26 protein-coding genes and 1 pseudogene are annotated in these 25429 nt (G+C 51.4%); 11 read left to right on the forward strand and 16 right to left on the reverse strand.

What is annotated here, in order from left to right; genetic code table 11:
• Positions 1–56: 56 nt before the first annotated feature.
• The 6 genes from FTO68_RS04390 (at position 57) to FTO68_RS04415 (ending at position 7507) form a co-directional block, all read left to right on the forward strand.
• Positions 57–1094, forward strand: a complete 1038-nt coding sequence (locus tag FTO68_RS04390; protein WP_255332164.1) for a DUF2117 domain-containing protein — start codon at positions 57–59, stop codon at positions 1092–1094.
• A complete protein-coding gene (locus tag FTO68_RS04395; protein WP_368659870.1) occupies positions 1091–2242 on the forward strand; it encodes an Nre C-terminal domain-containing protein in 1152 nt (383 codons plus the stop codon). Before FTO68_RS04390 ends, FTO68_RS04395 begins: the two co-directional genes overlap by 4 nt.
• Positions 2243–2304: 62 nt before the next feature.
• The gene (locus tag FTO68_RS04400) at positions 2305–3975 is read left to right on the forward strand and encodes an ATP-dependent DNA ligase (protein ID WP_255332165.1); all 1671 of its coding nucleotides are present in this window, start codon (positions 2305–2307) and stop codon (positions 3973–3975) included.
• Between the two features lie 31 nt (positions 3976–4006).
• Complete coding sequence (locus FTO68_RS04405) at positions 4007–5200, forward strand: hypothetical protein (RefSeq protein ID WP_255332166.1); 1194 nt, start codon at positions 4007–4009, stop codon at positions 5198–5200.
• Between the two features lie 53 nt (positions 5201–5253).
• Positions 5254–6228, forward strand: coding sequence for a sensor histidine kinase (locus FTO68_RS04410; RefSeq protein ID WP_255332167.1), 975 nt, complete (start codon positions 5254–5256; stop codon positions 6226–6228).
• 4 nt (positions 6229–6232) lie between these two features.
• The gene (locus tag FTO68_RS04415) at positions 6233–7507 is read left to right on the forward strand and encodes an ATP-binding response regulator (protein WP_255332168.1); all 1275 of its coding nucleotides are present in this window, start codon (positions 6233–6235) and stop codon (positions 7505–7507) included.
• A 64-nt stretch (positions 7508–7571) separates the two neighbouring features.
• Here FTO68_RS04415 and FTO68_RS04420 read toward each other — a convergent pair whose 3' ends face one another.
• Positions 7572–8363 carry an MBL fold metallo-hydrolase gene (locus FTO68_RS04420; protein WP_255332169.1) on the reverse strand — a complete coding sequence of 264 codons (792 nt, stop codon included), beginning with the start codon at positions 8361–8363 and terminating at the stop codon, positions 7572–7574.
• Positions 8364–8482: 119 nt separating this feature from the next.
• Between FTO68_RS04420 and hisD the strand changes: the two genes are divergently transcribed.
• A complete protein-coding gene (gene hisD / locus FTO68_RS04425; protein WP_255332170.1) occupies positions 8483–9733 on the forward strand; it encodes a histidinol dehydrogenase in 1251 nt (416 codons plus the stop codon).
• A 360-nt stretch (positions 9734–10093) separates the two neighbouring features.
• Here the strand turns inward: hisD and FTO68_RS04430 are convergent, their stop codons facing one another.
• From FTO68_RS04430 to FTO68_RS04455, 6 genes are all read right to left on the reverse strand, one after another.
• Entirely contained in the window at positions 10094–10360 is a 267-nt protein-coding gene (locus FTO68_RS04430; protein ID WP_255332171.1) for a hypothetical protein, read from the reverse strand.
• 12 nt (positions 10361–10372) lie between these two features.
• Positions 10373–10600 (reverse strand): hypothetical protein, encoded by a 228-nt coding sequence (locus tag FTO68_RS04435; protein ID WP_255332172.1) that lies wholly within the window; start codon positions 10598–10600, stop codon positions 10373–10375.
• Between the two features lie 263 nt (positions 10601–10863).
• Positions 10864–11175, reverse strand: a complete 312-nt coding sequence (locus FTO68_RS04440; RefSeq protein ID WP_255332173.1) for a type II toxin-antitoxin system RelE/ParE family toxin — start codon at positions 11173–11175, stop codon at positions 10864–10866.
• Complete coding sequence (locus tag FTO68_RS04445; RefSeq protein ID WP_255332174.1) at positions 11153–11431, reverse strand: type II toxin-antitoxin system Phd/YefM family antitoxin; 279 nt, start codon at positions 11429–11431, stop codon at positions 11153–11155. Before FTO68_RS04445 ends, FTO68_RS04440 begins: the two co-directional genes overlap by 23 nt.
• 142 nt (positions 11432–11573) lie before the next feature.
• Positions 11574–12530: an HD domain-containing protein gene (locus FTO68_RS04450; RefSeq protein ID WP_255332175.1), complete on the reverse strand. Its 957-nt coding sequence runs from the start codon at positions 12528–12530 to the stop codon at positions 11574–11576.
• 94 nt (positions 12531–12624) lie between these two features.
• Positions 12625–13923 carry an ATP-binding protein gene (locus FTO68_RS04455; RefSeq protein WP_255332176.1) on the reverse strand — a complete coding sequence of 433 codons (1299 nt, stop codon included), beginning with the start codon at positions 13921–13923 and terminating at the stop codon, positions 12625–12627.
• Positions 13924–14078: 155 nt separating this feature from the next.
• Here FTO68_RS04455 and FTO68_RS04460 point away from each other — a divergent pair, with 155 nt between their 5' ends.
• Both FTO68_RS04460 and FTO68_RS04465 read left to right on the forward strand, forming a co-directional pair.
• On the forward strand, positions 14079–14684 hold the full coding sequence (locus FTO68_RS04460; protein ID WP_255332177.1) for a P-loop nucleotide/nucleoside kinase family protein: 606 nt from the start codon (positions 14079–14081) through the stop codon (positions 14682–14684).
• 116 nt (positions 14685–14800) lie between these two features.
• Complete coding sequence (locus FTO68_RS04465) at positions 14801–15043, forward strand: DUF7557 family protein (protein ID WP_255332178.1); 243 nt, start codon at positions 14801–14803, stop codon at positions 15041–15043.
• A gap of 324 nt (positions 15044–15367) precedes the next feature.
• Here the strand turns inward: FTO68_RS04465 and FTO68_RS04470 are convergent, their stop codons facing one another.
• The 9 genes and pseudogenes from FTO68_RS04470 to FTO68_RS04505 all read right to left on the reverse strand — a co-directional run bounded on the left by FTO68_RS04470 (position 15368) and on the right by FTO68_RS04505 (position 23267).
• Complete coding sequence (locus tag FTO68_RS04470) at positions 15368–16252, reverse strand: tetratricopeptide repeat protein (protein WP_255332179.1); 885 nt, start codon at positions 16250–16252, stop codon at positions 15368–15370.
• A gap of 214 nt (positions 16253–16466) precedes the next feature.
• Positions 16467–16582, reverse strand: a pseudogene (locus FTO68_RS11930) (Fic family protein); the annotation flags it as partial.
• A gap of 383 nt (positions 16583–16965) precedes the next feature.
• A complete protein-coding gene (gene brxD, locus FTO68_RS04475) occupies positions 16966–18261 on the reverse strand; it encodes a BREX system ATP-binding protein BrxD (RefSeq protein WP_255332180.1) in 1296 nt (431 codons plus the stop codon).
• The gene (locus FTO68_RS04480) at positions 18242–20032 is read right to left on the reverse strand and encodes a tetratricopeptide repeat protein (protein WP_255332181.1); all 1791 of its coding nucleotides are present in this window, start codon (positions 20030–20032) and stop codon (positions 18242–18244) included. The genes brxD and FTO68_RS04480 overlap by 20 nt, the downstream gene beginning before the upstream one ends.
• Positions 20029–20727 carry a dolichyl-phosphate beta-glucosyltransferase gene (locus FTO68_RS04485; protein ID WP_255332182.1) on the reverse strand — a complete coding sequence of 233 codons (699 nt, stop codon included), beginning with the start codon at positions 20725–20727 and terminating at the stop codon, positions 20029–20031. Before FTO68_RS04485 ends, FTO68_RS04480 begins: the two co-directional genes overlap by 4 nt.
• Positions 20728–20732: 5 nt before the next feature.
• Positions 20733–21248: a DJ-1/PfpI family protein gene (locus FTO68_RS04490; protein ID WP_255332183.1), complete on the reverse strand. Its 516-nt coding sequence runs from the start codon at positions 21246–21248 to the stop codon at positions 20733–20735.
• A gap of 56 nt (positions 21249–21304) precedes the next feature.
• On the reverse strand, positions 21305–21841 hold the full coding sequence (locus tag FTO68_RS04495; protein WP_255332184.1) for a small multi-drug export protein: 537 nt from the start codon (positions 21839–21841) through the stop codon (positions 21305–21307).
• A 267-nt stretch (positions 21842–22108) separates the two neighbouring features.
• Complete coding sequence (locus FTO68_RS04500) at positions 22109–22555, reverse strand: GNAT family N-acetyltransferase (protein ID WP_255332185.1); 447 nt, start codon at positions 22553–22555, stop codon at positions 22109–22111.
• A gap of 22 nt (positions 22556–22577) precedes the next feature.
• Complete coding sequence (locus FTO68_RS04505; protein WP_255332186.1) at positions 22578–23267, reverse strand: PEGA domain-containing protein; 690 nt, start codon at positions 23265–23267, stop codon at positions 22578–22580.
• Between the two features lie 73 nt (positions 23268–23340).
• Between FTO68_RS04505 and FTO68_RS04510 the strand changes: the two genes are divergently transcribed.
• Both FTO68_RS04510 and pyrG read left to right on the forward strand, forming a co-directional pair.
• Positions 23341–23760: a PaaI family thioesterase gene (locus tag FTO68_RS04510; protein WP_368659871.1), complete on the forward strand. Its 420-nt coding sequence runs from the start codon at positions 23341–23343 to the stop codon at positions 23758–23760.
• Between the two features lie 84 nt (positions 23761–23844).
• Positions 23845–25425 (forward strand): glutamine hydrolyzing CTP synthase, encoded by a 1581-nt coding sequence (gene pyrG / locus FTO68_RS04515; protein WP_255332187.1) that lies wholly within the window; start codon positions 23845–23847, stop codon positions 25423–25425.
• The last annotated feature ends 4 nt before the right edge of the window (positions 25426–25429 follow it).

Genomic DNA, 25429 nt, shown 5'->3' on the forward strand with positions numbered 1-25429 from the left:
ATTTTATGTAATACTAAACCAAGATCCTATCTCCTTTCAATGTAATATCTCTTGAGATGCATCCTCTGCACCTTATATGTATCTTTCATGGCCCTTTCGTCTTTGATAAAGGGGATGCGGCATGGATCTATCATGCGCTTGCCCCGATCAGGTGTATTGTTGCCGGGGTCATGGGAAGGACAGCTGCTGCTGAGAGCGGACTACCTGTTACCTATGCTGATGCCCCCCCTTCTGTTGTTATAAATGAAATAGATGGTATATGCGTACTTGTCAATCGCGGCAAGACTCCAGCCTCCGGTAGGCGGTTTGGCGAGATCGTTGCCTCAAGGATCAGAAATGGCCGTGGCTTGATACATATCGAATGTTCGGATCAGACCTGTTATCTCTGGGATGGCGGGGATCGCGCGGTTGCAGAAGCAATCAGCACCCGTCTCGGTTTTCCGGTTGTGAGAACCGTATCTTCCAGCCAGGATGAACCGTCAATGAGGAGGATCTGCGGTTGCATTCCCGGTGAGCCTGTGATGGTCGAGGGTATCACGATCGGATATGCGACTGCGGAAGAGGTGGTGATCTCCTGTGAGGATGGTATTCTTATGCCTGTGAGCGGCATCCGCCTGAAGCTCCATGGGATCGAGAAGCTGAACGCCATAGGCTGCCCGCCTCTGGATCGGGCATGGTGCAAGAGCGGCTGGATCAGGACTGCCTCTCCGGAAAATCCCGTGCGAACTGCTCCTCCCTGTGGCAGCGTGCAGACGATCGATCACGCAGGGATCACCATCTACAGGATAATCACCCCCGATACCTGCGGTATTCTGTCTATCGGGGACGATACCACTGCCGTCTGTGGGCATATCGGTGCTGTGATGGGTGTCCCGATCCTTGGAATCACCGACGGGGACGGTGATTGTGTTGTTCCCGAAGTCTATGCCCCGGGTTCTGTTATCACCTGCACTCTCTCTGGAACAGATGATCAGATTGGTCGCGAGATTGCTGCATCTCTCCCACAGGGGAACCAGATCTGCTGGGATGAGCTTGTTGCTTTCCTGCTTGAAGCATATTCGGATTCAATTCGTGTGGTGAGGGATCTCCGGTGATACGGTGTGCTGAATGCAAGGGAAAGGGGCTCTGCGGCCTCCCGAAATGTCCGATTATGCAGCGCTTCTATGCATTGACGGATGAAAAGCCACAATCCGAATACATGGGGCCGTCACCATCGATCTTTATTGGAAGCAGCGGGTATCCCCGTGTTGTCGGGGGGCCGCTCCTGCTCCGAGAATCTGACACACCTACCGACTGGATTGCCCGCGGCCTTGGTATGGATGAGATTGTCGGCATCAGGTCAAAGACGATCCGGGGTTCCCAGCCGGTAAAAAATGTCCTTCAGAAGGCACAGGAGGTCGCCCTCTCAAGCAGGCCTCTTGATGTGGAAGCAAGGTTTGAAAAACCGATCCGCTACGATCTCTCATTTGACGGAACTGTGGCACCGATTGGCCTTTGTGGCAAACTCTCACACGTCTCTGTCCTTGATAATGCCGTTGTTGAGCCTGCCGTTGACCGGTACACCTCAGACACGGAAGTGCTCGCGACTGAGGCTGCATCTGCACTCTTTCTGGATGGGATCGATGTCTACCGGATCACAAGCCTCCTTACAGCCGGGCTCCTTGGTTCGAAACGGAGGTTTGTGCCGACCCGGTGGGCGATCACTGCCGTCGATGACATGGTATCAAAAGACCTGAGGAAGCGGGTTGAGCGGCTGCTCCCTCTTCAGGAAATTTTTGTTCACTCTGCCCTCCTCTATGGCAACAGGATCGTGGTGCTTCTGCTCCCTTCCCCGGACTTTGCATTTGAGATGATCGAACGGTGGCAGACTAACTCGCTCTGGGGGGGTAAAGAGGATGTGGTCGTTGTTGATGGGGAGAAGAGGAAGAAGCAGCGGTATTCACCAATTGCAGGGGCTTATTACTCGGCACGCCTTGCTGTTCTCGAATATCTTGCCATGACAGGGAGGAGCGCACGTGTGGTTGTTATCCGGGATATCTCAGGTGATTACTGGGCGCCGCTTGGGACCTGGGTGATCCGGGAGGCAACCCGGGCTGCTCTGAAATCTCCTCCGGTTCCCTGTGCCGATCTTCAGGCCGGGGAGGCGATGGCCACAGCATTGCTCGGGTCGTCTTTCTGGCAGGGCCGCTCTGAATTGATCCGGGATCTCCGATCCCAGCGGACTTTTGCCGACTTTGTCTGAAGGTGGCACGGGAACAAAACAATACCTTGATTCACGATCAGAAAAGAGGTATACCTGATTCAATGCTCTTTTCTGAGTTTGCCCTCTGGTGTGAGAAGATAGAAGAGCTCGCAAGCCGGCTTGAGATGCGGGATCTCATCGCGGAACTCCTCCCCGGTCTTACAGCAGAGGATCTTCCGATTTTTGTCCGGTTCATCCGCGGACTGATCTTTCCTGACTGGAGTTCGGCCCATCTTGGGATCGGGCCAAACCTCCTCTATGATGCGGTTGCCTATGTGGCGGGGCGGAAACGGAACGATGTGATTAGCCTTGTAAACAGGACCGGAGATGCGGGGACAGCTGTTGAATTCCTTCTGAAAGAGAAGACCCAGACGAGTCTCTTTGCTGAAGAGCTCACTCTTGGAGATGTCTACGCAACATTCATAAGGATGGCTGATACCGCCGGTTCAAAATCCCAGAAGGAGAAACTGAGGAATGCCCGGCTTCTCTACTCGAATGCATCACCGCTTGAAGGGCGGTACCTCACACGGCTGATGCTTGAGGAGCTCCGTATTGGTGTTGGGGAAGGAAGTGTGAGGGATGCGATCGCGGTTGCATTCTCTGTCAGTCCCGATTCTGTCAACAGGGCGCACCAGGTGATGAATGATCTCGGTGAGGTTGCAAAGATCGCGTCCATTGACCCCGATGCCCTCCTGAATGTTAAGATCGAGCCTTTCCGCCCGGTGAAGATGATGCTCGCCCAGGCAGGATCGATTGAGGAGATGGTTGCCGTGTCAGGCGAGGTCTGTGCGGAGTACAAATATGATGGGAGCAGGTTCCAGTTTCACAGCTCCGGAGGCCGGATTGCCATATATTCCCGGAGACTTGAAGATCTCACCGCAGCGCTTCCTGATATCGCCGATCAGCTGAAAGAGGCAGTATCTGGCGATGTGATTCTTGATGGCGAGGTGGTTGCCATCGAGAATGGAAAGCCGATGCCCTTCCAGACGGTGCTCCGAAGGATACGGAGGAAACATGATGTTTCCGCCCATGTAGATCAGATACGTATGGTTCCCTTCGTCTTCGATATCCTCTATCGTGACGGCGTTGGGTTGATCGATCTCTCCCTCTCGGAACGGCGCATCCATCTCGAATCCGTGATGAGCGGGTACATCGCTCCACAAATCAAATCGGAAAACCCAGACGAACTCAGGGAGTTCTATCATGCTGCACTCCAGGAGGGGCATGAGGGGATCATGCTGAAAGTGCCCGGCTCTCCATATATCCCAGGAAACAGGGGGAAGCACTGGGTGAAATGCAAGCCCGAGGTCGAGACTATTGATCTGGCAGTGATCGGGGGTGAATGGGGCGAAGGGCGGCGTGCCCACCATTTCGGTTCGTTCCTCCTCGCCTGCCAGGATGATCAAGGGACTCTCCATCCGGTGAGCCGTGTTGCAACCGGGATCAATGATGAGATGCTCGGTATCCTCTATGATCTCTTCAAAGACAGGGTCATTAGTACAACTGGTAAGGAGGTGGTCTTCGAACCCGGGATCATCTTTGAGGTCGGGTATTCAGAGATCCAGAAGAGCCAGAATTATGCATCCGGGTATGCCCTCAGGTTTCCACGCTTTATCAGAATTCGTGATGATAAACGGATGGATGAGATTGAGATGCTTGCGCAGATTCAGGAGCGATACCTGCGATCCGGGCATCCGCAGGATTCTGGCATGCAGCAGGAAAAAGAGCAATAGTGATATAACAGAGTGAAGTGATCTCTCTTGTATGGAAGAGGGATTCGTTTCGGATCAGCTGCCGGATGGTGATCTGAAACTGATGAAAGAACGCTTCTTTGTATATATTGACGATAATATTGATGCGATAGATCGCTCTCTTCCGGTCTTCTTCAGCCATGTTGTTTCAGCTCTTGAAGAAGGTCCGATTCGTCTGCCGGATCCTGATTTTAACTTTTTTCTGGATGAGATTGCATGCCAGATCTTCCGGACGAGTCCGCATGAACCTGAGCCTTCCTATAATAAACTGCTTGGTGAGGTGCTTGCAGAACACAAACGAAATGGTGGAAGGGGGGGCCTTGATCTCATATCGGCACTTCACGCAATCGGGAGAGGCCAGTACCAGGATGCAGTAATGCTCCTGAAGAAGTACAGGAACACTGATCCCCTGATCGGTGTTGCCATAGCCTATTGCTATCTTCAGCTGGATCGATTGCAGCCTCGCAGTGAAGGGCAGATAGAGCCGGATTATTCGCCTTCGGAGATGCTCCTCTCTGCAAGGCAGCAGATACTCTCTCTTGCTGATCGCCGCCCCCCTCTCTCCGCTCACCAACTCCTGAATGAAGATGAAGAAGCCCTCCTCGACTCTGTCTTCTGGAATGTCTATGAACAGGTACGGGAATGGTTCCCTTATGAAGCCTGGTTTCCTGAGATTGCACTTGCCAAAGCGGAGCGGGATGCTGACAGCCTCCATTATGCCCGGGTATTGGATGATGCCCTGTCTGCATTCCCGGATGATATCAGGTTTCTCAGGCGGGCGTTTTCAAAGGCACTTGCAGAAGAATCAATTGAGTCTGCTGCTGCTATCCTCAGGAAGATGGTGAAAGTGATGCCTGATGGTATGGAACCTGTCTATTATGGTTTTAAACTGGCGGTTATCACCGGGAAGAGGCAGGTCTTCTACCGGTTTGGAAAACTTGCGATCATCCGGGGAATCCCCCCGTATCTCATACATCTTCTTGAGTATGCAAATGCATTCCTCCGGATGAATCATGATGAGGTGATCAGGAGCCGAGAACGCTTCTGTGAGCTGTATCCGAGGCTAGGCTATATTATGGAGTTGTTGTCATATCTTGAAGCAGATGCATTTTCTGGTGATCTGTTACGGCAGAAGAGGAGTATGCAGGCAATAATGCCGGTCATTGACAGATTTGCGATGCATGTCCTGAAAATTGGAGATGAGTGATCTCTATGCACGAAGATTTATGTATTCAATTGTTTATGCGTTCTCCCTGCGGTATGCTAGTATTCGAGAAGAGGACAGGGTCTGTTATTGCTATTAATGCTTCACTCTCAAAATTACTCGGATGCAGGAGTGGCCTGGATATGTCCATTCCTCTTGTATCCATTCTTCAGACTGGGGCCGATTCACAACAGTCACGAGGGATATTTGAACAGAAGATCAGGAATGCCGTTATGGAGGAGAGGGATGGCTTTACCCAGCTGCTCCGTGATGCTTCTGGTGTGAGTGCAGAGTACCTGATCCAGCCACGGCCGTTCGCTCTCGATTTCCGTGAATATATACTTATCAGCGTATCAAGGGTGTCTGATACCGTATCCTCCCGGCTTCTCGTGGAGGAGGCTCTTGCTGAGAAGGAGGTGCTGCTTCGTGAAGTCCACCATCGCGTCAAAAACAATCTTCAGGTGATCTCAAGCCTTCTTCAACTCCAGTCCCAGTTCGTTGACGATCCAAAGATCCTTGGCTATATGACAGACAGCCAGAACAGGGTCCGGGCACTTGCCTATGTCTATGAACATTTATATCGGTCAAAGGAGCTGGGACGGATCGATTTTTCAGAATATACGACACGGATCACCCAGAGCCTCCGAAGAGAGTATGGCTCACATGCAAAGAACGTGCAGGTTATATTTGATATCCGGGACGTGGTGTTAAATCCGGATACTTCGGTTCCACTCGGGCTTCTCCTGAATGAACTGGTATCAAATGCTTTCAGGCATGCGTTTCCTGATGAACGTGAAGGGCAGATTACAATCGTTATGCACCCGCTTGGTGATGGGGGCTATAGCCTGATGGTCTCTGATGATGGTATCGGAATGCCTGCGGGTATTGCTATTGACAAGATCCAGTCACTCGGCCTTCTCCTTGTCTCCTCACTGGTGACGCAACTGGATGGTGCAATTGAGCTGAAGCAGGATCATGGTACTGAATTCAATATCAGGTTTTATCCGTTGAATTATAAGGAGAGGAGGTGAAGGGATGGTAGAATATCAGATCTGGATCGTTGAGGATGAGTCGATAGTTGCAATAGATCTGAAGGGCCGGCTTCAGGCGATGGGATATCGTGTCCCCGGCATCTCAAACAATGCAGAGGATGCAATCGAAGAGATTCGCACTCACCGTCCGGATCTTGTCCTGATGGATATCGTCCTGAAAGGTGAGATGGATGGGATCGCAGCAGCGGCAATCATTAAGGAGGAAATGGATATCCCTGTTGTCTATCTGACAGCCTATTCTGAAGATTCTACGGTTTCACGGGCAAAATTAACCGAGCCGTTTGGGTACATCCTGAAGCCCTTCATGGAGCGCGATCTGAGAATTGCGATCGAGATAGCCCTCTATAAGTCCTCGATGGAGAAGAGGCTCCGGGAGAGTGAACGGTGGCTGAAGACAACGATCAGGAGTATGGGTGAAGGCATCATCGCAACAGATACCGGGGGTCTTATCAGGTTCATGAACCCGGTGGCAATCGATCTCACCGGTGTGAGCGAGGAGCAGGTGATCGGCAGGCCTTCACGGACTGCTTTTCAGATCGAGATCGGAAGTACTGGTGAGGATGCCCCCGATCCGGTTATGCGGGCTCTTATTGATCAGGAGGCAGTCAGATCAAATTCCCATGTGGTGCTGATATCTCTGGATGGAACCAGGCGTAATATTGAGTATACTGCAACCCCGATCCTTGATGAGAAGGGTCGTTTCACCGGGGCAGTGCTTATATTCAGGGATATAACTGATCGCATAAGGATTGAAGAGGAGCTGCGATGCCATCGCGAACACCTTGAGGAGCTTGTGGCTGAACGCACAACTGAGCTTAGAAAGGTGAATACACGGCTTGAACAGACCCTTCATTATATTGATATGGCAGAGAAGAAATGGGTGGAGGAGGCGCTTGTCTCCGAGGTCACCGACGGCTACAGTACAAAGCCGGTTCTGCCGGAAGGGCTGATCAGCATCGATTCCGGCTGCACGGTGCTCCTGATCAATTATGCCGCAGAAGAGATCACCGGATGGACACAGAAAGAGGCATCTGATCACCACCTCTCTTCAGTTCTGGTGCTTGAAGATCTAATGGGTTCATCCATCGACTGCCCCTTTGATACGCTCTTTGGGACTGCTCATAAATTGCCTTCTAAGAAAGACTGCATCTTAATAAGCCGTGATGGTTGCAGGCTCCCGGTTCTGATTGGGATCGAACCCTTCCGTGATCATTGTGGTGAAGTCACCGGTGCTACCGTCTCAATCAAACGGAAGTAATCGTCCTCCTTTATTTTTGAATAATAAGGAGATTGAATGAATCCACTTTCTCAGACAGCATGATTCAATGAATCCGTATTGCTCGTGAGATGCAGGAGCAGTCGATTCCAGCAGATGCCACCCGGAGATCGGTGTAGGCCATATCGAGGCCGAGCGCCTCCTGTGACGAGGCAAAAGCCCGGTAAGGGGAGTTGTTCACTTCGCTGAGATGCGACAGGATGACAGTGTGGGCTGAGCCATGCAGCTCGGTGAGACATTCTGCTGCCATTTTGTTTGAGAGATGCCCCTTCTTCCCCCTGATCCGGCGCTTCAGGTACTCAGGGTATGGCCCTTCATCAAGCATCTTTGGGCAATGGTTGGATTCAAGGACTATCCCGTCGCTCTGTGAGAGCAATTCCATCATTCGGGGTGTCACAATCCCGGTATCGGTCATGATCGAGAGTTTCAGGTCTCCGTCTGCAATAGAGTATCCGCAGGGTTCGATGGCATCATGAGAGACGGCAAATGGAGTAACCTCGAATGCTCCGACTCTCAGGGTGGTATTGTACCGGCAGGCGATATGGCATGGGGGGTTTTTGATCTGCTGGCGGGTCGAGGAGAAGGCTTGGAGTGTCCCACCAGTTGCGATCAGGGGGAGGTTAAGTGCCCGGGCAAGGGCATTGGCACTCCGGACATGATCGGTATGCTCATGAGTGAGCATGATCCCCTCGACAATTGAAGGGTCGCCGCCTGACTCTGTTATTCCTGTGATGATATCCCGTTTTGCGATGCCCGCATCAATGATCAGGGCACTAGTGCCGTTGCTGACGTAGATGCAGTTGCCACTGCTCCCGCTTGCAAGCACTGTGCATTCCATCAGGTACGTATTGGTTGCTCCTGTTAGATAACAGGCGGGGTTCTGCTGTCTCTCTCATTTTATTCTGTCATTCTTCCTTCTTGGAAAGATTCAATGGATCTCCGGGTGTATAGGTACACATGTGGAACCAACTTGATATTTCAGGCTGGAAGGAGAGGCGACGAGGTGATATCTCCGGGGTTCTTGGTGCAGTCCGGGATATCATCGATCTGATCGAGAGAGATGGTGATTTGGCTCTTCTTGATCTGACAAAAAGGTTTGATCGGATCGAGCTTGAAACCCCGGTCATCTTTCCTGAGGAGGTGGAAGAGGCATACGAAGAGGTGGATGAACGCCTCGTCGAAGCGCTCTGTGAAGCAGAAGCACGAATCACACGGTTCCATGAACTCCAGAAGTCCCGCTCCCTCTGGCTTGAGGAGGTTGAGCCGGGAGTCACGCTTGGTGTCCGGACACGCCCGCTTGACCGCGTTGGCTGCTATGTGCCCGGAGGAAGGGCCGCGTATCCTTCAACAGTCCTGATGACAGCCATTCCTGCACGGGTTGCGGGGGTTCCTGAGATCTGCTGCTGCACACCTCCTCCGGCTGATTCCCTGACCCTTGTTGCGATGGATATCGCCGGGGTGACGGAATGCTACCGGGTTGGTGGCGCCCAGGCGATTGCTTCAATGGCACTCGGCACCGAAACGATCCGGCCGGTCGATAAGATAGTGGGTCCGGGAAATGTCTATGTGACGGCGGCGAAGATGCTCCTCCGTGACCAGGTTGAGATCGATTTCCCGGCAGGCCCCTCTGAGATCGGGATCATCGCGGATATGACGGCTGATCCATCCTATATCGCAGCCGATGTCCTTGCCCAGGCAGAGCATGATCCACATTCCGCAAGTGTGCTGGTGACGACTGATGCGGGGGTCGCTGAGCGTGTCGGGAGTGAGATAGCCCGGATGCTTGCATCAGCCCCAAGGCGTGAGATCATCGAGCAGGCCCTTTCACAATCCGGGTATGTGATCGCATCCTCCCGTAGCGAGGCAGTTCGCCTGATGGAAGCAATAGCTCCTGAGCACCTTTCGCTCCAGGTGGCCGATCCGATGGCCCTTCTAAGCGAGGTCGGGCATGCAGGCTCGATCTTTGTTGGGCCCTACACCCCGGTTGCCTGCGGGGATTATGCATCAGGCACAAACCATGTCCTCCCCACAGCAGGGTATGCGAAGGTTCACTCAGGGCTCGATGTCCAGCACTTCTGCACCCGATCACAGGTTCAGATCCTGACCGAAGAGGGGCTTTCTGCGATCGGCGATGTGGTGGAGGCGCTCGCCGAGGCAGAAGGGTTGTATGGGCATGCGGAGTCTGTGAGGGTACGGCGGCGGGGGTAGGCTCCCCTGCCTTGAAACCTCACCTATATCCTATACACCGCTTTACCGCTTTTTCTCCCTTCCACTTCCCCGTCCTCACATGTTTCGCAGGGAGGTTGAACTGGTGACCGCAGATGCACCGCGGGAGGGGCGGGAATGTTTCGGGGGCTGCCTCACCACACGCCCCCCGATACCCGTGCCACATCTGCTTCAAAATACCCGCATAAAATAGCGAGGAGATATTTTATAGGCATCCAGACGGTATTTTGTCTCCGGCTGAAATTGAATCATAGGCACCATGTTATCCCATAGGGGGGTCCTGGGAGAAAGGTTTGCTGAAAGTGGATTTCTGTTTTTGATAAGCGAAAAACTCCTTCCCTGTCAGATCTTCCCATATTTCTTGTGCGCCTGTTCAATTGTCATGATCTTTTCTATCCATATGGTATCGGAATCGGCTGAAAAGAATATCGTATATTTCCATGCTATATGCATGCGCCAACGGGGTTTTTTTGTATGAAGCTTCTTGATATTGCCCCGGGCATGTGGATGGTTGATAAGCTGTTCGATATGTTCGCCAATGATACGTTGATCTTTTTGAGGAAGTTCCCGGATGAACTCCTTTGCACGATCCTCGATTTTGATCTGCACAAAGAACCTCGTTTACAGATTAAGTTCTTTTTTTGCTTCTTCCCATGAGGTGAAGGTGCCGGTTGCATCAATTTCATCGAGATCCAACTCAAGCTTTCGTCTCTGGTGTTCGGCAATAAGATCAGCAACTGTTTGACCAAGGGTCTTCCCCGGTTCTTTGATATTCGAGAGTGCCGCCCATGTACCCGGGGTGAGGGCTACCCGCTTCGTTGCTACATCAGCCTGTTTCTGTGCTGTCATTTTTCCCTTCTCCATAAGACAATTATTTTCTTTTACTTCTGCTTGTATTTCGGATTTTACCTTCGTGTATCAATACACACCAGTACATGTGTGTGGCGATATGTGTTTATACAGTTGTATAATCATATACAGCTGTACAATAATGTATCTTGATGCTATTAATCATTTTCAGGCTTTCAGATATTCGTGGTAACGAGTCAGAGACAGGTCTCGTGTTACTTTGGAGAAGAGTCCCATTTTTTAAATCGGATTGTAATGGTTGGCTAACAGAAAAAACGTGTATCCAGCAGGCGTCCCTTATGTACTACACGGAGAATGATCGCTTTTGAGCCGAACACTCTGAAGATGATACGGTAATTGCCATAGAGAAGATGGCGATACGCTGTTCCAAGAATTTCGTTTTCTGGTACGAGTGAACAACGCAAGGGAAGGGTACTGAGCCCCGCTATGCTCTTCTCAAGATCAAAGATGGATGCTGTTGCTCGTTCTGCGTTGTCCTGAGAAATATATTCCCATATCTCCTCAATATCCCGTTCAGCGACGGTGGTGATCTCAACCCGATATCTGCTTTTCACGTTTGAACTCACGTATAAATTCACTGGCTGAGCGTGTCTGTCCGTTCTCTACATCTTTTTCAGCCGGAATAAGCAGTCGTGCGAGATTCGCTGCTTCCAGATATTTTTCATATATCTTGATATCAAGCAGGATGGAGTCCGCCCTCCCATTGACAGTAAGTATGACAGGACGGCCGGTTGCATGGAGGTGATCAAGAATCTCACGTGTGTGACGTTTCAGATCCGTGACTGATCGAATATCTTCCAGGGGGCTCATGTATAATCATATGGTGTCTTTTGTCATATGAAATTTAGCATTGAATATGGTGCCTTCTATCATATCTTTCCATCTCACCTTTTATGTACGTTAATTTAAGCCTTCAGACTACTTGTCTATAAATTATTGACAGAATCCTCCCTTATATCCTATACACCGCTTTACCGCTCTTCTCCCCCTTCCATTTCCCTTCTCCGGGTGCAAGCCCGGCGACATCATCTGCCACCTCCCTGAGGGTGGCGCTGGCGAGATCGGCGAGGTGCACCGCCCATGCTTCCGGTGTCCTGGGTTCCACATCGCCATAGTCTCCGTGGTGTGACTGGACGATATGGAGGAGGTGGAGGTAAGTGGCATCATCGAGATAGTCCTTAAACCGGGTGAGGAAGGTGATCCCAAGCGGGATGTGGCCGATCAGATCGTATTCGGGGCGGGCTGCATACCCGATCCCCTTCTCCTCAAAGCAGAGGGCTTTTCCGATATCATGGAGGAGTGCACCGGCGATCAGGATGTCGCGGTCGATCCCAAAGCTTTTCTTCGCATCAGCCATGGCAACGGCAATTGTTGCCGTCTCAAGGGTATGTTCTGCAAGGCCTCCCCGGTAGTTGTGGTGGCGTTTTTTGGCGGCAGGTTTCTCATAGAAGCCGCCCGCATCCATCAGGGCGAGGGAGACGACCATTTTGAGCTGGCCGTTTCTGATCGTTCCGGCGAGGTTCTGGATTGCGATTGCTGTCTCCCTGATATCAACAGGCGAGTAGATGAACTCTCCCTTCTCAGATGCCTGGATGGCAGCCGGAGCAGCGAGGTCTGCTATCCCTTCATTGATATTGATCTCGCACTCGCCATTGAAGACCTTTGCAAAGCCCCGGATCCGGTAGACCTCTCCGGGCTGAAGGTTTTTTCCGACTGCCTCGATCTCGTCGGCCGAGTGTGCCGGCAGGCCCCATATCTTGCAGGAGATCCGGCCGGTTCTGTTGGCGAGAGTTGCGAAGAGGTACTTTCCATCCTGTTTCTTTTTCCTGATGTCGATGCTTTCGAGGAGGAAGAGTGAGTCGACCTCGCATCCGTCGCTAATCTCGGTTATGGTCTGGGTTTTTGGCATTGGATCACCTGAAGGGGAATTTTGGGTATTCTGTCCGGACTGTTTGTATGAGGATCTGGTTGTTGAGAGGTATTTTGTGTATCGATTGGCCCCTCTATGGATACAGATCAGGGTAGAGCATATACTTCCATGCAGGGACGATGATGATATCCTTTCCTTCGATCTGCTCATGGCCATAACTATCCATTGTCAGGATATACCCTCGCGCCAGATTATATTCATGAAGAGCATCAAGGAGCCCGCTAATCTCCCTCTTTCTTGTCTCACTGTTTTTTAGATCAGCTGATACCTGGATGGCAGAGAGGACAGCTGGTTCTTTCATGATCAGAAAATCACACTCCTTCCCGGATGCGCCTGAGTGATAGAAGAGGGAATACGCTTTCTTTGCCTGCAATAAATAAAGGAAAACCAGATTTTCAAGCTTCTGTCCGGTATTTTCAGAAAACCGGAATGATATGGTATTTAAGAAGCTGTTGTCGCCCGTGTATACTTTTTTTGATGCCTGAACCTGTTTCTTCAGGGAATAATAAAAGGCAGGCAGCGTGTAGAAGAGGTATGAGTCCCTGAAGTACCTGATGTACTGGCTGATTGTGTTTGTGCTTTTCAGTCCGGTTACGCTCTTCAGTGTTGAATATGAAAATCTGGAGGCGGCATTCGAGGCGAGGTAGGTGGCAAGACGTGCCAGCCCTGTCTGCTCGCGTATCATATAGCGGGTTTCGATATCCCTCTTCAGGATGTCATTGAAGTAGTGTCCCGATAACTCCATGTTCGCCTCTTTTAATACCTCGGGAAATCCTCCGTATTCGAGATATTCCTTAAAATAATGAACAATTTCGGAAGCTCTATCTGAGGTGAGATGCTGCTCTGCCGGTATCTCTATCCCTTTGAGCCGTAAAAATTCACGGAAGCTGAATGGATGGAGATCCAAAACGACATTCCTCCCCGTAAGTGATGTTGCAATCTCTCCACCCAGGATCTTTGCATTCGATCCTGTGACGAAGACTTTATGGCCCTTGAAATGGAGGTTGTTTGCCCATCGCTCCCATTGTGGAGCATACTGTATCTCATCAAAGAAGAATACTGTCTTCTTCCTGCGGGAGAACAATTCTATTGCGATATTCTCGATATCATGATAGTTGTCTGTTGTGATGTCGAGGAGCCTGATATCTTCAAAATTGATAAAGAGGATATTCTCATCCGGTTGTTGGTATTGATCTGCAATGAGCTTGAGGACGGTGCTCTTTCCCGATCGCCTGATGCCTGTTATGATAACGATCTCTTTTCCACGCATGTATCTCTGCAGATCGATATCCCGCTCTATCGTATCTTCAGGTATTCCTGCAAAGATCTCCTGATGCTGCAGGATTACATCCATGAGCTGCGCTTTATCCATGTATATTCAACTCTGTTTCACTGTTGTCGCTTCCCTTATATAACCGTTCTTTCCTATTGACATGGTTCTTTATAAATGGTGTATCGTTGGCAAAGAAATGTTGTCGGTGGCATTCCATTCATATATTCAGATGCCTCAGAAATGAGCAGGCAGATATGCATTATGGTATGATGAGGGATGGAAAAGCAGGAGATGGATCTCTGGAGCCGCTGGCAATCGGGAAAATGAAGATTCTCATCATCGGAACACTCGGTGCGGGGAAGACGACACTCGCACGGACTCTCTCAGGCGAAACCGGTTTTCCATATATATCCATTGACGGCTGCCGGATCAGATATTCTGATGGCACAATTGTTGGTGAAGAGACGGCATGGGATTATTTCCTGGAGGCTTGTTCTGATCCATCCCCGGCAATCCTTGAGTTCTCAGGCATGGGCCCATATGCCAGCCAGGTTCGCGATGCACTTCTCAGCTCAAAGATGCCGGTAGCAATCATATGGATCGACTTTCCCCATGATCTCTGTATCGAGAGGGCTTCAAAACGGGAGAGTATCGTTCCTGCACCATATGTATGGGCACCAATCGGCTATTCTGTTCCTGCTATTCATTCCGGGATAGAGGTTGCCTGGGAGGGGATATGGAGTTTCGAGTCTTCGTTCCATGCGAGGAGAATGACGTTTTCCCGTGATGCGCTGTCGACTGAGGTCTATAAGAGGGTCGAATCATATCTTCCGGGTATCACTCCTGAAAGGGCTTATTAGTGGATCGTTCCTGTGATTGTCGATCCTCGCCTGCATAAGCGCCTGTGTCCTCATCTGACTGACTGCATGTTCAGATATGCGAAGATATATGATGATATATTTTCATATATATAAATATGCCTGCTATCACAACAATCCGGATCAGCGCTGATCTCCGGGACCGGCTGGCGTCGCTGAAGGTGCACCCGAAGGAACCATTCGAAGATGTCATCGAGCGGCTTATCAAGGTTGCAATCGACGATGAACCTCTCAGTGATGAAACGATCCGGGCAATAGGGGAGTCGCTTGCTGATATCAAAGCCGGCAGGGTCCAATCCCTTGAAGACGTTGCAGACGAACTTGGTCTTCTGGATGCCTGATTGAATGGCGTATAAAGTGCTGATCTCAGCCGTTGCAAAAAAAGATCTGAGTAGGCTCCCGGTACCTGTCGGAAAGGCAATATACCGGGAGCTAAGCACACTTGCCGGTGAACTGAATCCAAAAACCCATGTAAAAAAAGCCCAAGGGAAACAGCGATCCGCCGTTTTATTCTCTTCGGGTAGGGGATTATCGGATCATCCTCACTATCGACAATGCAGTGCTGATCATCCACGGTATTGAAGCAGACCATCGAAGCTCGATATACCGCCGGTATTGAAGGATACATGATGGGAAAAGCCTCTTTTAGCACTTCCACTGTCCGATCATGTATTCCCTGCTTCCCCTATCTCCTCATCAGAGGGATCAAGGATGCAGAGCGTTGCTGAGTCACGTGCCTTCTTAAAAGCCACGGCAGACTCATCCCTCCTGCCGAGCCTTGCGAGTGCCAGCCCCCGGTAGTACCATTGGAACCGGGCTTCTGCCATAAAACCGATCACTTTCTCCCATGCCAGGACTGCTTCATCGTGCCGACCGAGGGTATCAAGGGAACAGCCCCGGATATAGAATGGGATACAGAAATCAGGGTAGATGGTAATAGCCTGATCGCATGATTCGATCGCATCAGAATATCGTTCAAGGGAGTAGAGCGACGACGCCCGCAGTGCCCATGCATCCACGTACCGGGGCTCAACTGCAACTGCCCGGTCATATGACAGAATCGCCTCTTCATACCTGCCGAGGGCATGGAGGGCACGACCCTGGTTGACATATGCCGGTGCCAGCTTCTCATCATGCCGGACAGCTGTATTAAAGGCTTCAAGAGCCTCTTCATGGCGTCCAAGGGTGCAGAGGACCGATCCCCGGTCACTCCATGCGCCTGCATGTTTTGGGTTTATTGCGAGTGCCCGGTCATATGACAGAATCGCCTCTTCGTACCTGCCGAGCCCCTGGAGGGCACCTCCCCGGTTTATCCATGCGACGCAATGTCCCGGCTCGATTGTGAGTGCCATATCATAGGATCTGAGTGCCTCTTCGTGACGGCCGAGATTGCTCAGTGCTGCACCGCGATTGTTCCAGGTATCGACATGGCCGGGGTGGTGGGCGAGTGCCCGGTCAAAATAATCGAGGGCTTCGGCATAATGGCCGGCAACAGAGAGCTCGACACCTTTATTGAAGTCGCTTTTCCTGAGAAAGTCAAAGAGTGGCATTATGGTAATCCTTGTTGTTGGGTATGTTTTCTATTGAGTGGCTTTCATGTTTTGGGCTCATGCAAACATAGCTCCTCAATAAAGGTGTATCGAATCACAACTCTCCATGTGAGCTCTTCTTCATCGATCCAGCCAGATGTGCCTTCCCTTTATCAGTGAGGCGATATTGCTGCATCCTGCTGGAAGGCTTCTCAGGAATTGTCATCTCAATATAGCCTGCTTCCAGAGCAGGATGAATATAATTTTCCTGAAATTGTGCCTGTGTGTCATATTAAGCCCTGATCTCAGTTCCTTAGAGGATCTCTCACCATCAGCAAGGAGCGTCAGCAGCCTCTCAACCGGGTCGCCGACTGGGTCGGCAAACGTGTCGGTGAGCCTGCATCAACTTTCTCTGACACGAATAGCCCCTGTCCTTTCTGGTGAAGAAACACAGTGACCCGCACCCGCATGCCGACCTCAACCATAACCGGCTCGGGGAGTCCGAGTTCTTCGGCGTCACATTGCCGGGTTCAGTATCAATACAGGGTGAAGCCGATTCTTTTACGCTGATTGTTCTCTGGTATCATAATCTTTCTTCCTCAGCATTTTTTTAAGGCTCCGGATGTATCATATCCGGATCAACGTAACCTGAGAGAGGGAGTGCTTCATATTGTGATTTCCTCCCTCTTCTAATACGCATCGGAACGTGAAACAGAGAAAAGATCCTCTCCTCTTCACCACTCAACCTCCATCACTGCCCGCTCCTCCTCCTTCAGCTCAGGCATACCAGCTCCCTCGAACCGGTACTTCTCGATCGGATCGTAGGTGGCATGGAGTGTGCATTTGTCAAGAATATCCACAAACTCACGCAGGAATATCCGGGGGATCACATCAATCCGGCCGCCAAACCTGAGTGTGATCCGGTCGATCATCGCCCGTATGAACCTGAGGTTCACCCGTTCCGGGTCCACCTCGGCGTATGCCTCGCCATAGATCTCAACAACCCTCGAGGCCACCTCAAAGAGCCGCTTCTCGTCAAACCGGGAGAGGACGATCTGGGTCTGGAGAGGATTTGCAAACCCGTCATCCTCCATCACCTGCAACCGGTCATAGAGCGGGGGGAGTGACCTGATCCCTTTTGGCCCCTCGAAGAAGGATGGAGTTCCCGTGAAGAGGAGGAATGAGTAGGGCATCTCGTTTCTGTCGACAGTATCAATGATCCGCCTCAGGTTCACATACCCCTTCTCGCGGAGTGGGCGGGAAGAGCTCTGTGTAGTCTCCGCCTCGTCAAAGGCAATCGCAAGACCCCGGTACCCTGCCTGGACGATGATCCGGATCAGCCCACGGAGGAAGGGAAGTGTAGAGCCTTCATCCACTGCACCTTTCAGTCCAGCCTCTGATTTGAAGCTCCGACCAACCGTCTCCTCGCCGGATATCCAGCCAAGGGCTGCCTGTGCGATAGCAAAGTCGCCCCGGTTGTTTGCCAGGTAGTATGTCCTGACTGCTGCTGCAAGCCCTGAGTTCTCTTCGGATATCCTGAGCAAGGATGCTTCGATCTCTCGCGTAGCAGCCGCTGCCAGCCGTTCTTCATCCTCCTCGCCTACAGACTCGATCAGCCGCTCCTCAATCCGGTATATCCAGGTGTCGATGATGCTCTTTACAGCCGCCTCACCGGTTTCGGTCCTGAGATTCTGTGCTATGGCACGATAGAGAGCGGCAAGCTTGTGAAGCGGGGTGTCGGGCGAGATGACCACATGGGCCGTTGCAAACCCGCTGTTTCTCGCAATCTCAAGGGCACGACAGATTAGAAAGGTCTTCCCGCTCCCAAAATCGCCCCTGACAAACTTCAGGTCTGATCGGCCGGCTGCCACATACTGAAGCTGATCGGCGATCACCCGCTCCTCGTTAGCGATACCGACTGCGAGCCGTTCAAGCCCATCTGCTGGGACGGTGCCCCGCCGGAGGGCATTGATTATCCCGATACTCTGCAGTTTCCGGTCGTTCTGTGTATTATCTAAAGACCCAGGCATATATCTCCCCATTCTCTGAGATGCCACGCTTCCCGATGACGCTGATCCCTTCTTCGCCTGCCTTCCTGATAATCTCATTGATGATCCCGGCAACACGCCTCGTGCCGAGAAGAGATCTGAGTTCCATCTCATTTGCTTCCGAATGCTCCCGGATGAAGGCTAGAGCTTTCTCCTCCTTTTCGGTGAGCATCAGCCTCTCCGCGATCGGCACCTCTTCAGATACCTCCTCAACCTTCACCTGCTGTATCACCGGCTGCTCAGAGAGTGCATGATCCTTTGCCTGTGAGAGGAGGGGGATAAAATCCTCAATTCTGATCGACGAGGGATAACAGGGCATCATATCAAGTCCGATCAGGCAGTGTTCCTTGCATGCCTGGTAATCCCTTTTATGAAGAGCATCGGATGCCGCATAAAGGGAGGCGACTGCGAGGATCTCTCTCCCATTTGCACTCAGATCAGGGATCATTTCAATGAGCCGCTGAATAAGTGCATGGGTGATCTTCATAATCTGGTACAGCTTCTCCTCACCATGGACGATAGCCTCCGCAACCATCTCAAGATCGCCTGTTTTCCGGAGATGTGAGAGGATATAGAGGATCACCTTCGGAGCCTCACGCATCTCGTTGTTTCGTGCACAAAATGCGGCATAGGGGATCCCTCCGCGGAGAAAGTGGCTCCGGTATCCCCGGTAGAAGGCATCACGGGCTCGTGGCAGATCGCCATACCGCTCAAACATCTCTCCAAGCGAAACCAGGCATGCCCAGGACGGATGAGGCTCAAGCAGAGCTGAGATCTGCTCTATCACCTCATCCTGTTCTTTTCTGAGCTCAAGGAAGTCGATATATTTTCGGATGATAACTCCAAGTGTTTCAGGATGTTCCAGGGATCCAAGCTGACAGGAGAGGAGCTGTGAGTATTCTTCCTCCGCTGAATCCATATCACCCTGTACCCTGAGCAAATCACAGAGGAGGAGATGGTATATAGGCTCATTCTGCTGCTCCCTGAGCAAATGGAGCATCTCCATAGCCTCATAATAGTGCTGTAGCTGTTTGGCAAGTAGTGCCGCTGAGAAGAGGAGTTCGGTATCAGGATGCTCCCGGATATGAATTTTATACAATTCATATGCCGCATCTGGATCGGTTCGGGCAAGGGCTTCAAGCCAGAGATGGAGATAGATTGCCTCTCCCTTTTCCCTCCATGTCTCCTCAGCCGCTGTAGCCGCCTCTGCATATCGTTTTGAAGCGATCAGCGCTTCAATAAAACCTGGATTACTGGTTCGCACCCGCAGGCTCTCCTCATATAGGGCAATCGCTTCCTCAGCTTCCCCGATTGCAACCAGCGACCTGAGAAGTTGAAGCGTATCGGCCGGGTTCTGCGATCCTCTGGCAAGTGCCTTCTGAACTGGTATAGCCCCCCGGTGATCCCCTCTCTCAATCAGGAACCGGGAATAATGCCTCAATGCCGGGATGTTTGTCTCATCAAGCCGGACAGCTTCTGCGTACTCCGCCAGGGCCCGTTCATCCCCTCTCCTCCTGAGCACCTCTGCCAGCCCGAAGTGGGCCTTTGATGAGCCGGGTATCGTGCTGATAAGATCGCGGAATGCAGCCTCAGCTTCAGCGAGCCTCCCGAGTGCAAGCAGGTTTTCAGCAGCCAGGATCTCAAGCGCAATCTCCTTTGATCCAGAGCAGAGAGCAAAGGACTCTTCATAGGCTCCCGTCTCGTACAGCAGAAACGCCTGGTGAATCCGATCTTCGGGTGCAGTATCCTTCATCTAAAAAACCGTATCCGGATGAGGCCAGCGAACATCGCTAATGAATCTGTCATCCTCACGCTGGATCCACCCCGGTCGCTCCACCTGATTGGGACTTCTTTTATGAAAAAACCGGCATTCCGTGCTTTCCAGAGCAGCTCAACATCAAACTCAAAACCGGTGGATTGTATTGTATCCAGAATGGTATAGATCAACTCCCGGCGGAATGCTTTTGCGCCGCACTGGGTATCGGCATAGGAAAGGCCAAAGAGGATGCGAATGATTCCATTGAAGATTCTGCTCTGGATTATGCGCATCATCCCCTGCCTGACCGGAATGACTGAGCCTGGCACCCACCGCGATCCGATCACCCCGTCGCTCTGATCAAGATGCGAAAATACCTTTTTCATCTCTTCAATACCCGTTGAGCCATCGGCATCAATATAACCGATATATGCCCGTGTGGCACTTTTCATGCCTGATCTGATCCCGCCGCCTTTGCCGAGCCTCCTGGGGAAAGAGAGGCATCTGATGTCATGATCCGGGTGATCCCTGACAAATCCTGATACAATAGAGGCAGTTGCATCGGTCCCATCTGAAATAATGATGATTTCCCCGCCAAAATCGAGGAGATCGTCGAGGAGGCCCCCTATCCTCCCCTCCTCATTATAGGCAGGAATGATGAGGCTGCAATCCTTCTCAAGAACCTCTGCCATGGTGTTTATGCGTTCAGCACGTTGACGATTGCTTCACCGAATGCCCTGGCAGCGGTGGGTCCGTTGGCAGTTATGATCCGCTCATCGACGACAACCGGTTCGTTCTGGAGGGATGCGCCGCCGTTCTTCATTGCATAGGTTGATGCCGGGCTTGCAAAGACGGTTGCCTTCTTCCCCTTAAGGATACCCGCAAGCGCAAGAACTGCCGGGGAGAGGCAGATGGCAGCCACAACCTTTCCATTTTCATAAAACTCCTTCACAAGGCCGATCAGCTCCTGGCTGTTCCAGAAGAAGTCCTGTGACCCGATACCGCCGACGATAACGATACCATCGAAGTCAGAGGCTGCAACATTATCAAAGACAACTGTTGCCTCGATACGATCGCCAACCATTCCCATACATTCCCCGGTTTTCGTGGAGCCGATTACTGTCTCAATTCCTTTTTCTTTGAATATCTTCATCGGCTCGCTGAGCTCCTCATCACGGAATCGTTCCGGTGCAACTGCAACTAAGAGTTTCATGTATACTGGTATCGGAAACAATTGAATTAAGGGTTTTCACGGGGGCAGGCCATCAGCTATTGTGATCCCCTTGTTTTGTAGAGGCAAAAAATAATGGCTGCCCCGATGATGAGCAGGAGAATGGTGATGATTGCAATGAGATTGTGGCCAGTAAACTTATCTATGAGGGCAATACCCGAAGCAATCGCAAGGGCTGACAACCCGGATCCTGCAATAATGCAGAAGAATGCAGTTCGCGGGTTAATTCCCATCAGTCTGCTGAGGATAGTTCCGTTGATCGCCCCGGATCCCTGCAGGGGAAAAAAGATGAAGAGGAAGAGTCCGAAGATCGAGAGGCGCGATATCCATGGGTTCGTTGCTGAGATCCTCTTCATACTCTCTGTACATTTCATGAATATTTCTCCAAACCATGGGATTTTTGCTATATGGTGAAAATTCATTGTGATAAAGCATGCACTTGCACAATCAATAATAAAAACAGCCGAGGCGATCATCCACCATTCATATCCAAGAATAATGGCACATGGAATAACCGACTCTTTACCGGCTGGCGGGATGATATATGCTGCAAGAAGGGTGAGAAACTGAACCATTCTCCCCTCTGGAAGCATGAGGAGCAGAAGAAAAAGAATGGGTAGAAAAAAGAGGAAGGGAATGATGATATACGCAATTTCAGTCCATAATAAAGGCCTTTTGCTATTATGTATATTCTCTACTACCTCCGGAAGGGAAGAGATCTGCATATGATCTCTTCTCTGTCATGTCAGTGGATATACTATTGGTGTCCCATCATCCTTGGCCTGGTAATACACCGTCTTTTCTACGTGGGGGCTTCACCCTGAAACCAACGGGCGCATTCATCAGAGTTTTATTGCCATGATATACCGATCCCCGCCCGGACCGAAATACTCGGATTCAAATGAATGTTCAGTAAAGCCAAGTGAGCGATACAGGGGCAAAGCTGCATGGTTCTCGGGAGAGACCGAGAGGAGTGCCTTGGTAACACCCATCGCCTCGAAAGTTGCAAGGAGCTGCTCCATCAGCCGCCGGCCGATCCCGTTCCTCTTATAGCGATCTGCCACCTGGAGGCGGAGGATCCATCCCGTATCGGGGGATCTGCCTACGATGGATCCGATCGTATAGCCGGCAATACAATCATCTGCGACTGCTACAAAGAATGTGTCGCCTGAAATCGCCTGCATCTGCCTGATGAAGACATATGCGCCCGAAATTGAACCGGAACTTCGTTCCTCCATCCGGGCGACCGCTTCACAATCCCCGTTTTCAAATATGCGAATGATAACCATTGTTTAGAAAAAGAGAATTGGATTATTTCCGCCTGAAGGCGAGGAGAACTGCTGCCCCGAATGCGCCAGCAACAATCGTCAGGACTGATACCGGTGATGGCTGAGGCTGGGTTGGTGCAACCGGCTGCAGGTTTGCATGGAGTTTAATCGTCTCTCCGGCTGCGGGCCAGTCAGTGATCTGGCTGGTAAAGTCTGAGTACCCTGCCTTTGAAACCCGGAATGTCTGATATGGTGTGGCTGTTACATAAACCTGAACAGTCAGCTCACCGTTTGCAGTGGTGCCTTTTAAGTCATTGTCAAAGTAAACACTTGCACCGTCGACATTTGCATAGACGGTGTACCAGCCGATGCTTCCGCCGATCGGCGGGGGCATCGGGGTTGGCTCGGCAGGCTGCAGGGTGGCATACAGATCAACAACCTCACCCTTTGCGGGATAGTGGGTGATCTGGCCAGTATATGGTGAATAGCCATCCTTTGTCACCATGAAGTATGTAACTGGTGTGCCTGTCGTGAAGTACTCAACATAAAGCTCCCCGTTGGTGGTTACACCCTGATATTCTCCTCCAAAAAAGACGCTGGCTCCATCAACATTGCTGTGGATGAGGAACCATGCCTTGTCTCCTCCCACCATCGCCGAAGCGGCAGGTAGGATCACCGCAATTGCGATGATAAGTGCCAGGAAATGCTTAATTGTTACCATATGAATTTCCATCTTTTCAGAAGGTTTTGATTATATAAAAAATCTATCTTCGAAATGCTTATGCCGCGGTGAAGGTGACTCATACATGATGGAATATATCGAGCGCCTGAAGGTGGATTCTGATCAGGCAAACCCGTTTTTTAAGATGATGGGCGTCTCCGTCCTCTCATTTACCGATGGTCACGCAGAACTTTCAATGGAGATTTTGCCAGAAATGCATAACGGGGTCGGATGGCTTCAGGGAGGTCTATTTGTGGCGCTCGCCGATGAAGCGATGGCGCTTGCACTCTATACGGTACTCGCTGGCAATGAGGGGATCGCCACCATCTCTGAATCGACCAGTTTTCTGCGTGGTGCACGGGAGGGAACATTATTTGCGCGCGGATGGGTTATCAGGCGTGGACGAAGGGTGGCCTTCACAGAAGCCGAAGTGCGAAGAGGTGGCGGATCCGGGGAAGTCCTTGCCAGAACGACCGCATCTTTTGCGATCGTCTCAAAAACCTGACCTCTTCTGCATCCCCTCCATCACAGATCGATGCGAAGGATAATAGTTTGAGAAAAAGAGACGGATCTAAAGCGGGGGTCTCTCTTGAAATACATAGTTGTTACCGGAGGGGTGATGAGTGGCCTTGGAAAAGGTATCACTGCTGCCTCAATTGGACGTATCCTGAAGAACCGGGGTTATATCGTAACTGCTGTAAAGATCGATCCATACCTCAATATCGATGCGGGCACGATGAATCCTGCACAACATGGCGAGGTATTTGTCCTTCGTGACGGCGCGGAGGTTGATCTCGATCTCGGGAACTATGAGCGGTTCATGGATATCGAGCTCACCTCAGATCATAATATCACCACCGGAAAGATCTACCGTACTGTAATCGACAAGGAGCGCCACGGAGATTATCTCGGGGAGACCGTTCAGATCATCCCCCATATCACCGATATGATCAAGTGCCTCATCCGGAATGCAGCTGAAAACTGGAGGACAAACGGTGATCCGGCAGATGTCTGTATCGTCGAGGTGGGAGGAACAGTCGGTGATATCGAGAGCATGCCGTTTCTGGAAGCGGTCCGGCAGATGCATGGCGAGTCTGCACCCGGCGACTTTATCCTTGTCCATGTCACGCTCATACCGGCAGATTCGATGGGGGACCTGAAGACAAAGCCGACACAGCACTCGGTGAAGGCGCTCAGGGAGCTTGGGTTGTATCCGGATGTGATCGTCGGCAGAAGTGAGCTGCCGGTTGGGGGACATACGAAGCGAAAGATCTCAGCCTTCTGCGATGTGCCGGAACGGGCGGTGATCAGTGCAACAACTGCCCCCGATACCTACCATGTCCCTATGGAGCTTGAGAAAGAGGGGCTTGCAGATGTGCTCATGGACCTCCTCCGGCTTGGGGTGCATAACCTCTCAACAGACTGGTACCGGCTCGTAACCAGGGAATATACAAGCAGGATCACCGTTGCCATTGTCACAAAGTACGGGGTTGAGGATGTGTATATGAGCATCAAGGAGGCGCTGAAGCATGCTGGCCGCTCCCTCTCAACAGAAGTGAATATCAGGTGGATTGATGCCGAGGATTGTGATGATTCCGATTTCAACGAAGTTGATGGTGTCCTGATCCCCGGAGGATTCGGCACACGCGGCATCGAAGGGAAGATCGCTGCGATTCGGTGCGCTCGTGAGAAGAAGATCCCTCTCCTTGGCCTCTGCCTCGGGTTCCAGCTGGCAGTTGTTGAATATGCACGGCATATCGCAGGGATCAGTGATGCGATCAGCGCAGAGATGGGAGACGGCACTCATGTGATCATAATCCTCCCTGAACAGGAGGGTGAGATGGATCTTGGTGGAACGATGCGGCTTGGAGACTATCCGGTCGCAATCACCCCGGGTACCGTTGCAGATCGGATCTATGAGGCTGCTGAAGTGATCGAGAGGCACCGCCACCGGTATGAGGTGAACCCTGAATATATACCGTTGCTTGAAGAGCACGGTCTCATCTTCTCGGGAAGAAACGGGAACCGGATGGAGATACTGGAGCTCCCTGATCATCCGTTCTTCTTTGCGACCCAGTTCCATCCCGAGTTCAGATCACGGCCGACACGGCCGTCCCCTCCGTTCATAGGATTTGTAACAGCATGTAAGGCAGGTAAAAAGACAACATAGGTGA

This window comes from Methanocalculus taiwanensis (genome assembly GCF_024372745.1).
In the GTDB taxonomy this organism is placed as follows: domain Archaea; phylum Halobacteriota; class Methanomicrobia; order Methanomicrobiales; family Methanocorpusculaceae; genus Methanocalculus; species Methanocalculus taiwanensis.

Bases quoted from the DNA above. Each gene is read 5' to 3' on its own strand.
- FTO68_RS04405 (WP_255332166.1), top strand. From the start codon at position 4,007: ATGGAAGAGGGATTCGTTTCGGATCAGCTGCCGGATGGTGATCTGAAA.
- FTO68_RS04470 (WP_255332179.1), bottom strand. From the start codon at position 16,252: ATGCCACTCTTTGACTTTCTCAGGAAAAGCGACTTCAATAAAGGTGTC.
- FTO68_RS04410 (WP_255332167.1), top strand. From the start codon at position 5,254: ATGCTAGTATTCGAGAAGAGGACAGGGTCTGTTATTGCTATTAATGCT.
- FTO68_RS04460 (WP_255332177.1), top strand. From the start codon at position 14,079: ATGCATTATGGTATGATGAGGGATGGAAAAGCAGGAGATGGATCTCTG.
- FTO68_RS04435 (WP_255332172.1), bottom strand. From the start codon at position 10,600: ATGACAGCACAGAAACAGGCTGATGTAGCAACGAAGCGGGTAGCCCTC.
- FTO68_RS04415 (WP_255332168.1), top strand. From the start codon at position 6,233: ATGGTAGAATATCAGATCTGGATCGTTGAGGATGAGTCGATAGTTGCA.
- FTO68_RS04480 (WP_255332181.1), bottom strand. From the start codon at position 20,032: ATGAAGGATACTGCACCCGAAGATCGGATTCACCAGGCGTTTCTGCTG.
- FTO68_RS04500 (WP_255332185.1), bottom strand. From the start codon at position 22,555: ATGGTTATCATTCGCATATTTGAAAACGGGGATTGTGAAGCGGTCGCC.
- FTO68_RS04485 (WP_255332182.1), bottom strand. From the start codon at position 20,727: ATGGCAGAGGTTCTTGAGAAGGATTGCAGCCTCATCATTCCTGCCTAT.
- FTO68_RS04490 (WP_255332183.1), bottom strand. From the start codon at position 21,248: ATGAAACTCTTAGTTGCAGTTGCACCGGAACGATTCCGTGATGAGGAG.
- FTO68_RS04505 (WP_255332186.1), bottom strand. From the start codon at position 23,267: ATGGAAATTCATATGGTAACAATTAAGCATTTCCTGGCACTTATCATC.
- FTO68_RS04390 (WP_255332164.1), top strand. From the start codon at position 57: ATGCATCCTCTGCACCTTATATGTATCTTTCATGGCCCTTTCGTCTTT.
- FTO68_RS04510 (WP_368659871.1), top strand. From the start codon at position 23,341: ATGATGGAATATATCGAGCGCCTGAAGGTGGATTCTGATCAGGCAAAC.
- FTO68_RS04400 (WP_255332165.1), top strand. From the start codon at position 2,305: ATGCTCTTTTCTGAGTTTGCCCTCTGGTGTGAGAAGATAGAAGAGCTC.
- FTO68_RS04465 (WP_255332178.1), top strand. From the start codon at position 14,801: ATGCCTGCTATCACAACAATCCGGATCAGCGCTGATCTCCGGGACCGG.
- hisD (WP_255332170.1), top strand. From the start codon at position 8,483: ATGTGGAACCAACTTGATATTTCAGGCTGGAAGGAGAGGCGACGAGGT.
- FTO68_RS04420 (WP_255332169.1), bottom strand. From the start codon at position 8,363: ATGGAATGCACAGTGCTTGCAAGCGGGAGCAGTGGCAACTGCATCTAC.
- FTO68_RS04445 (WP_255332174.1), bottom strand. From the start codon at position 11,431: ATGAGCCCCCTGGAAGATATTCGATCAGTCACGGATCTGAAACGTCAC.
- brxD (WP_255332180.1), bottom strand. From the start codon at position 18,261: ATGCCTGGGTCTTTAGATAATACACAGAACGACCGGAAACTGCAGAGT.
- FTO68_RS04495 (WP_255332184.1), bottom strand. From the start codon at position 21,841: ATGGTTCAGTTTCTCACCCTTCTTGCAGCATATATCATCCCGCCAGCC.
- FTO68_RS04450 (WP_255332175.1), bottom strand. From the start codon at position 12,530: ATGCCAAAAACCCAGACCATAACCGAGATTAGCGACGGATGCGAGGTC.
- FTO68_RS04455 (WP_255332176.1), bottom strand. From the start codon at position 13,923: ATGGATAAAGCGCAGCTCATGGATGTAATCCTGCAGCATCAGGAGATC.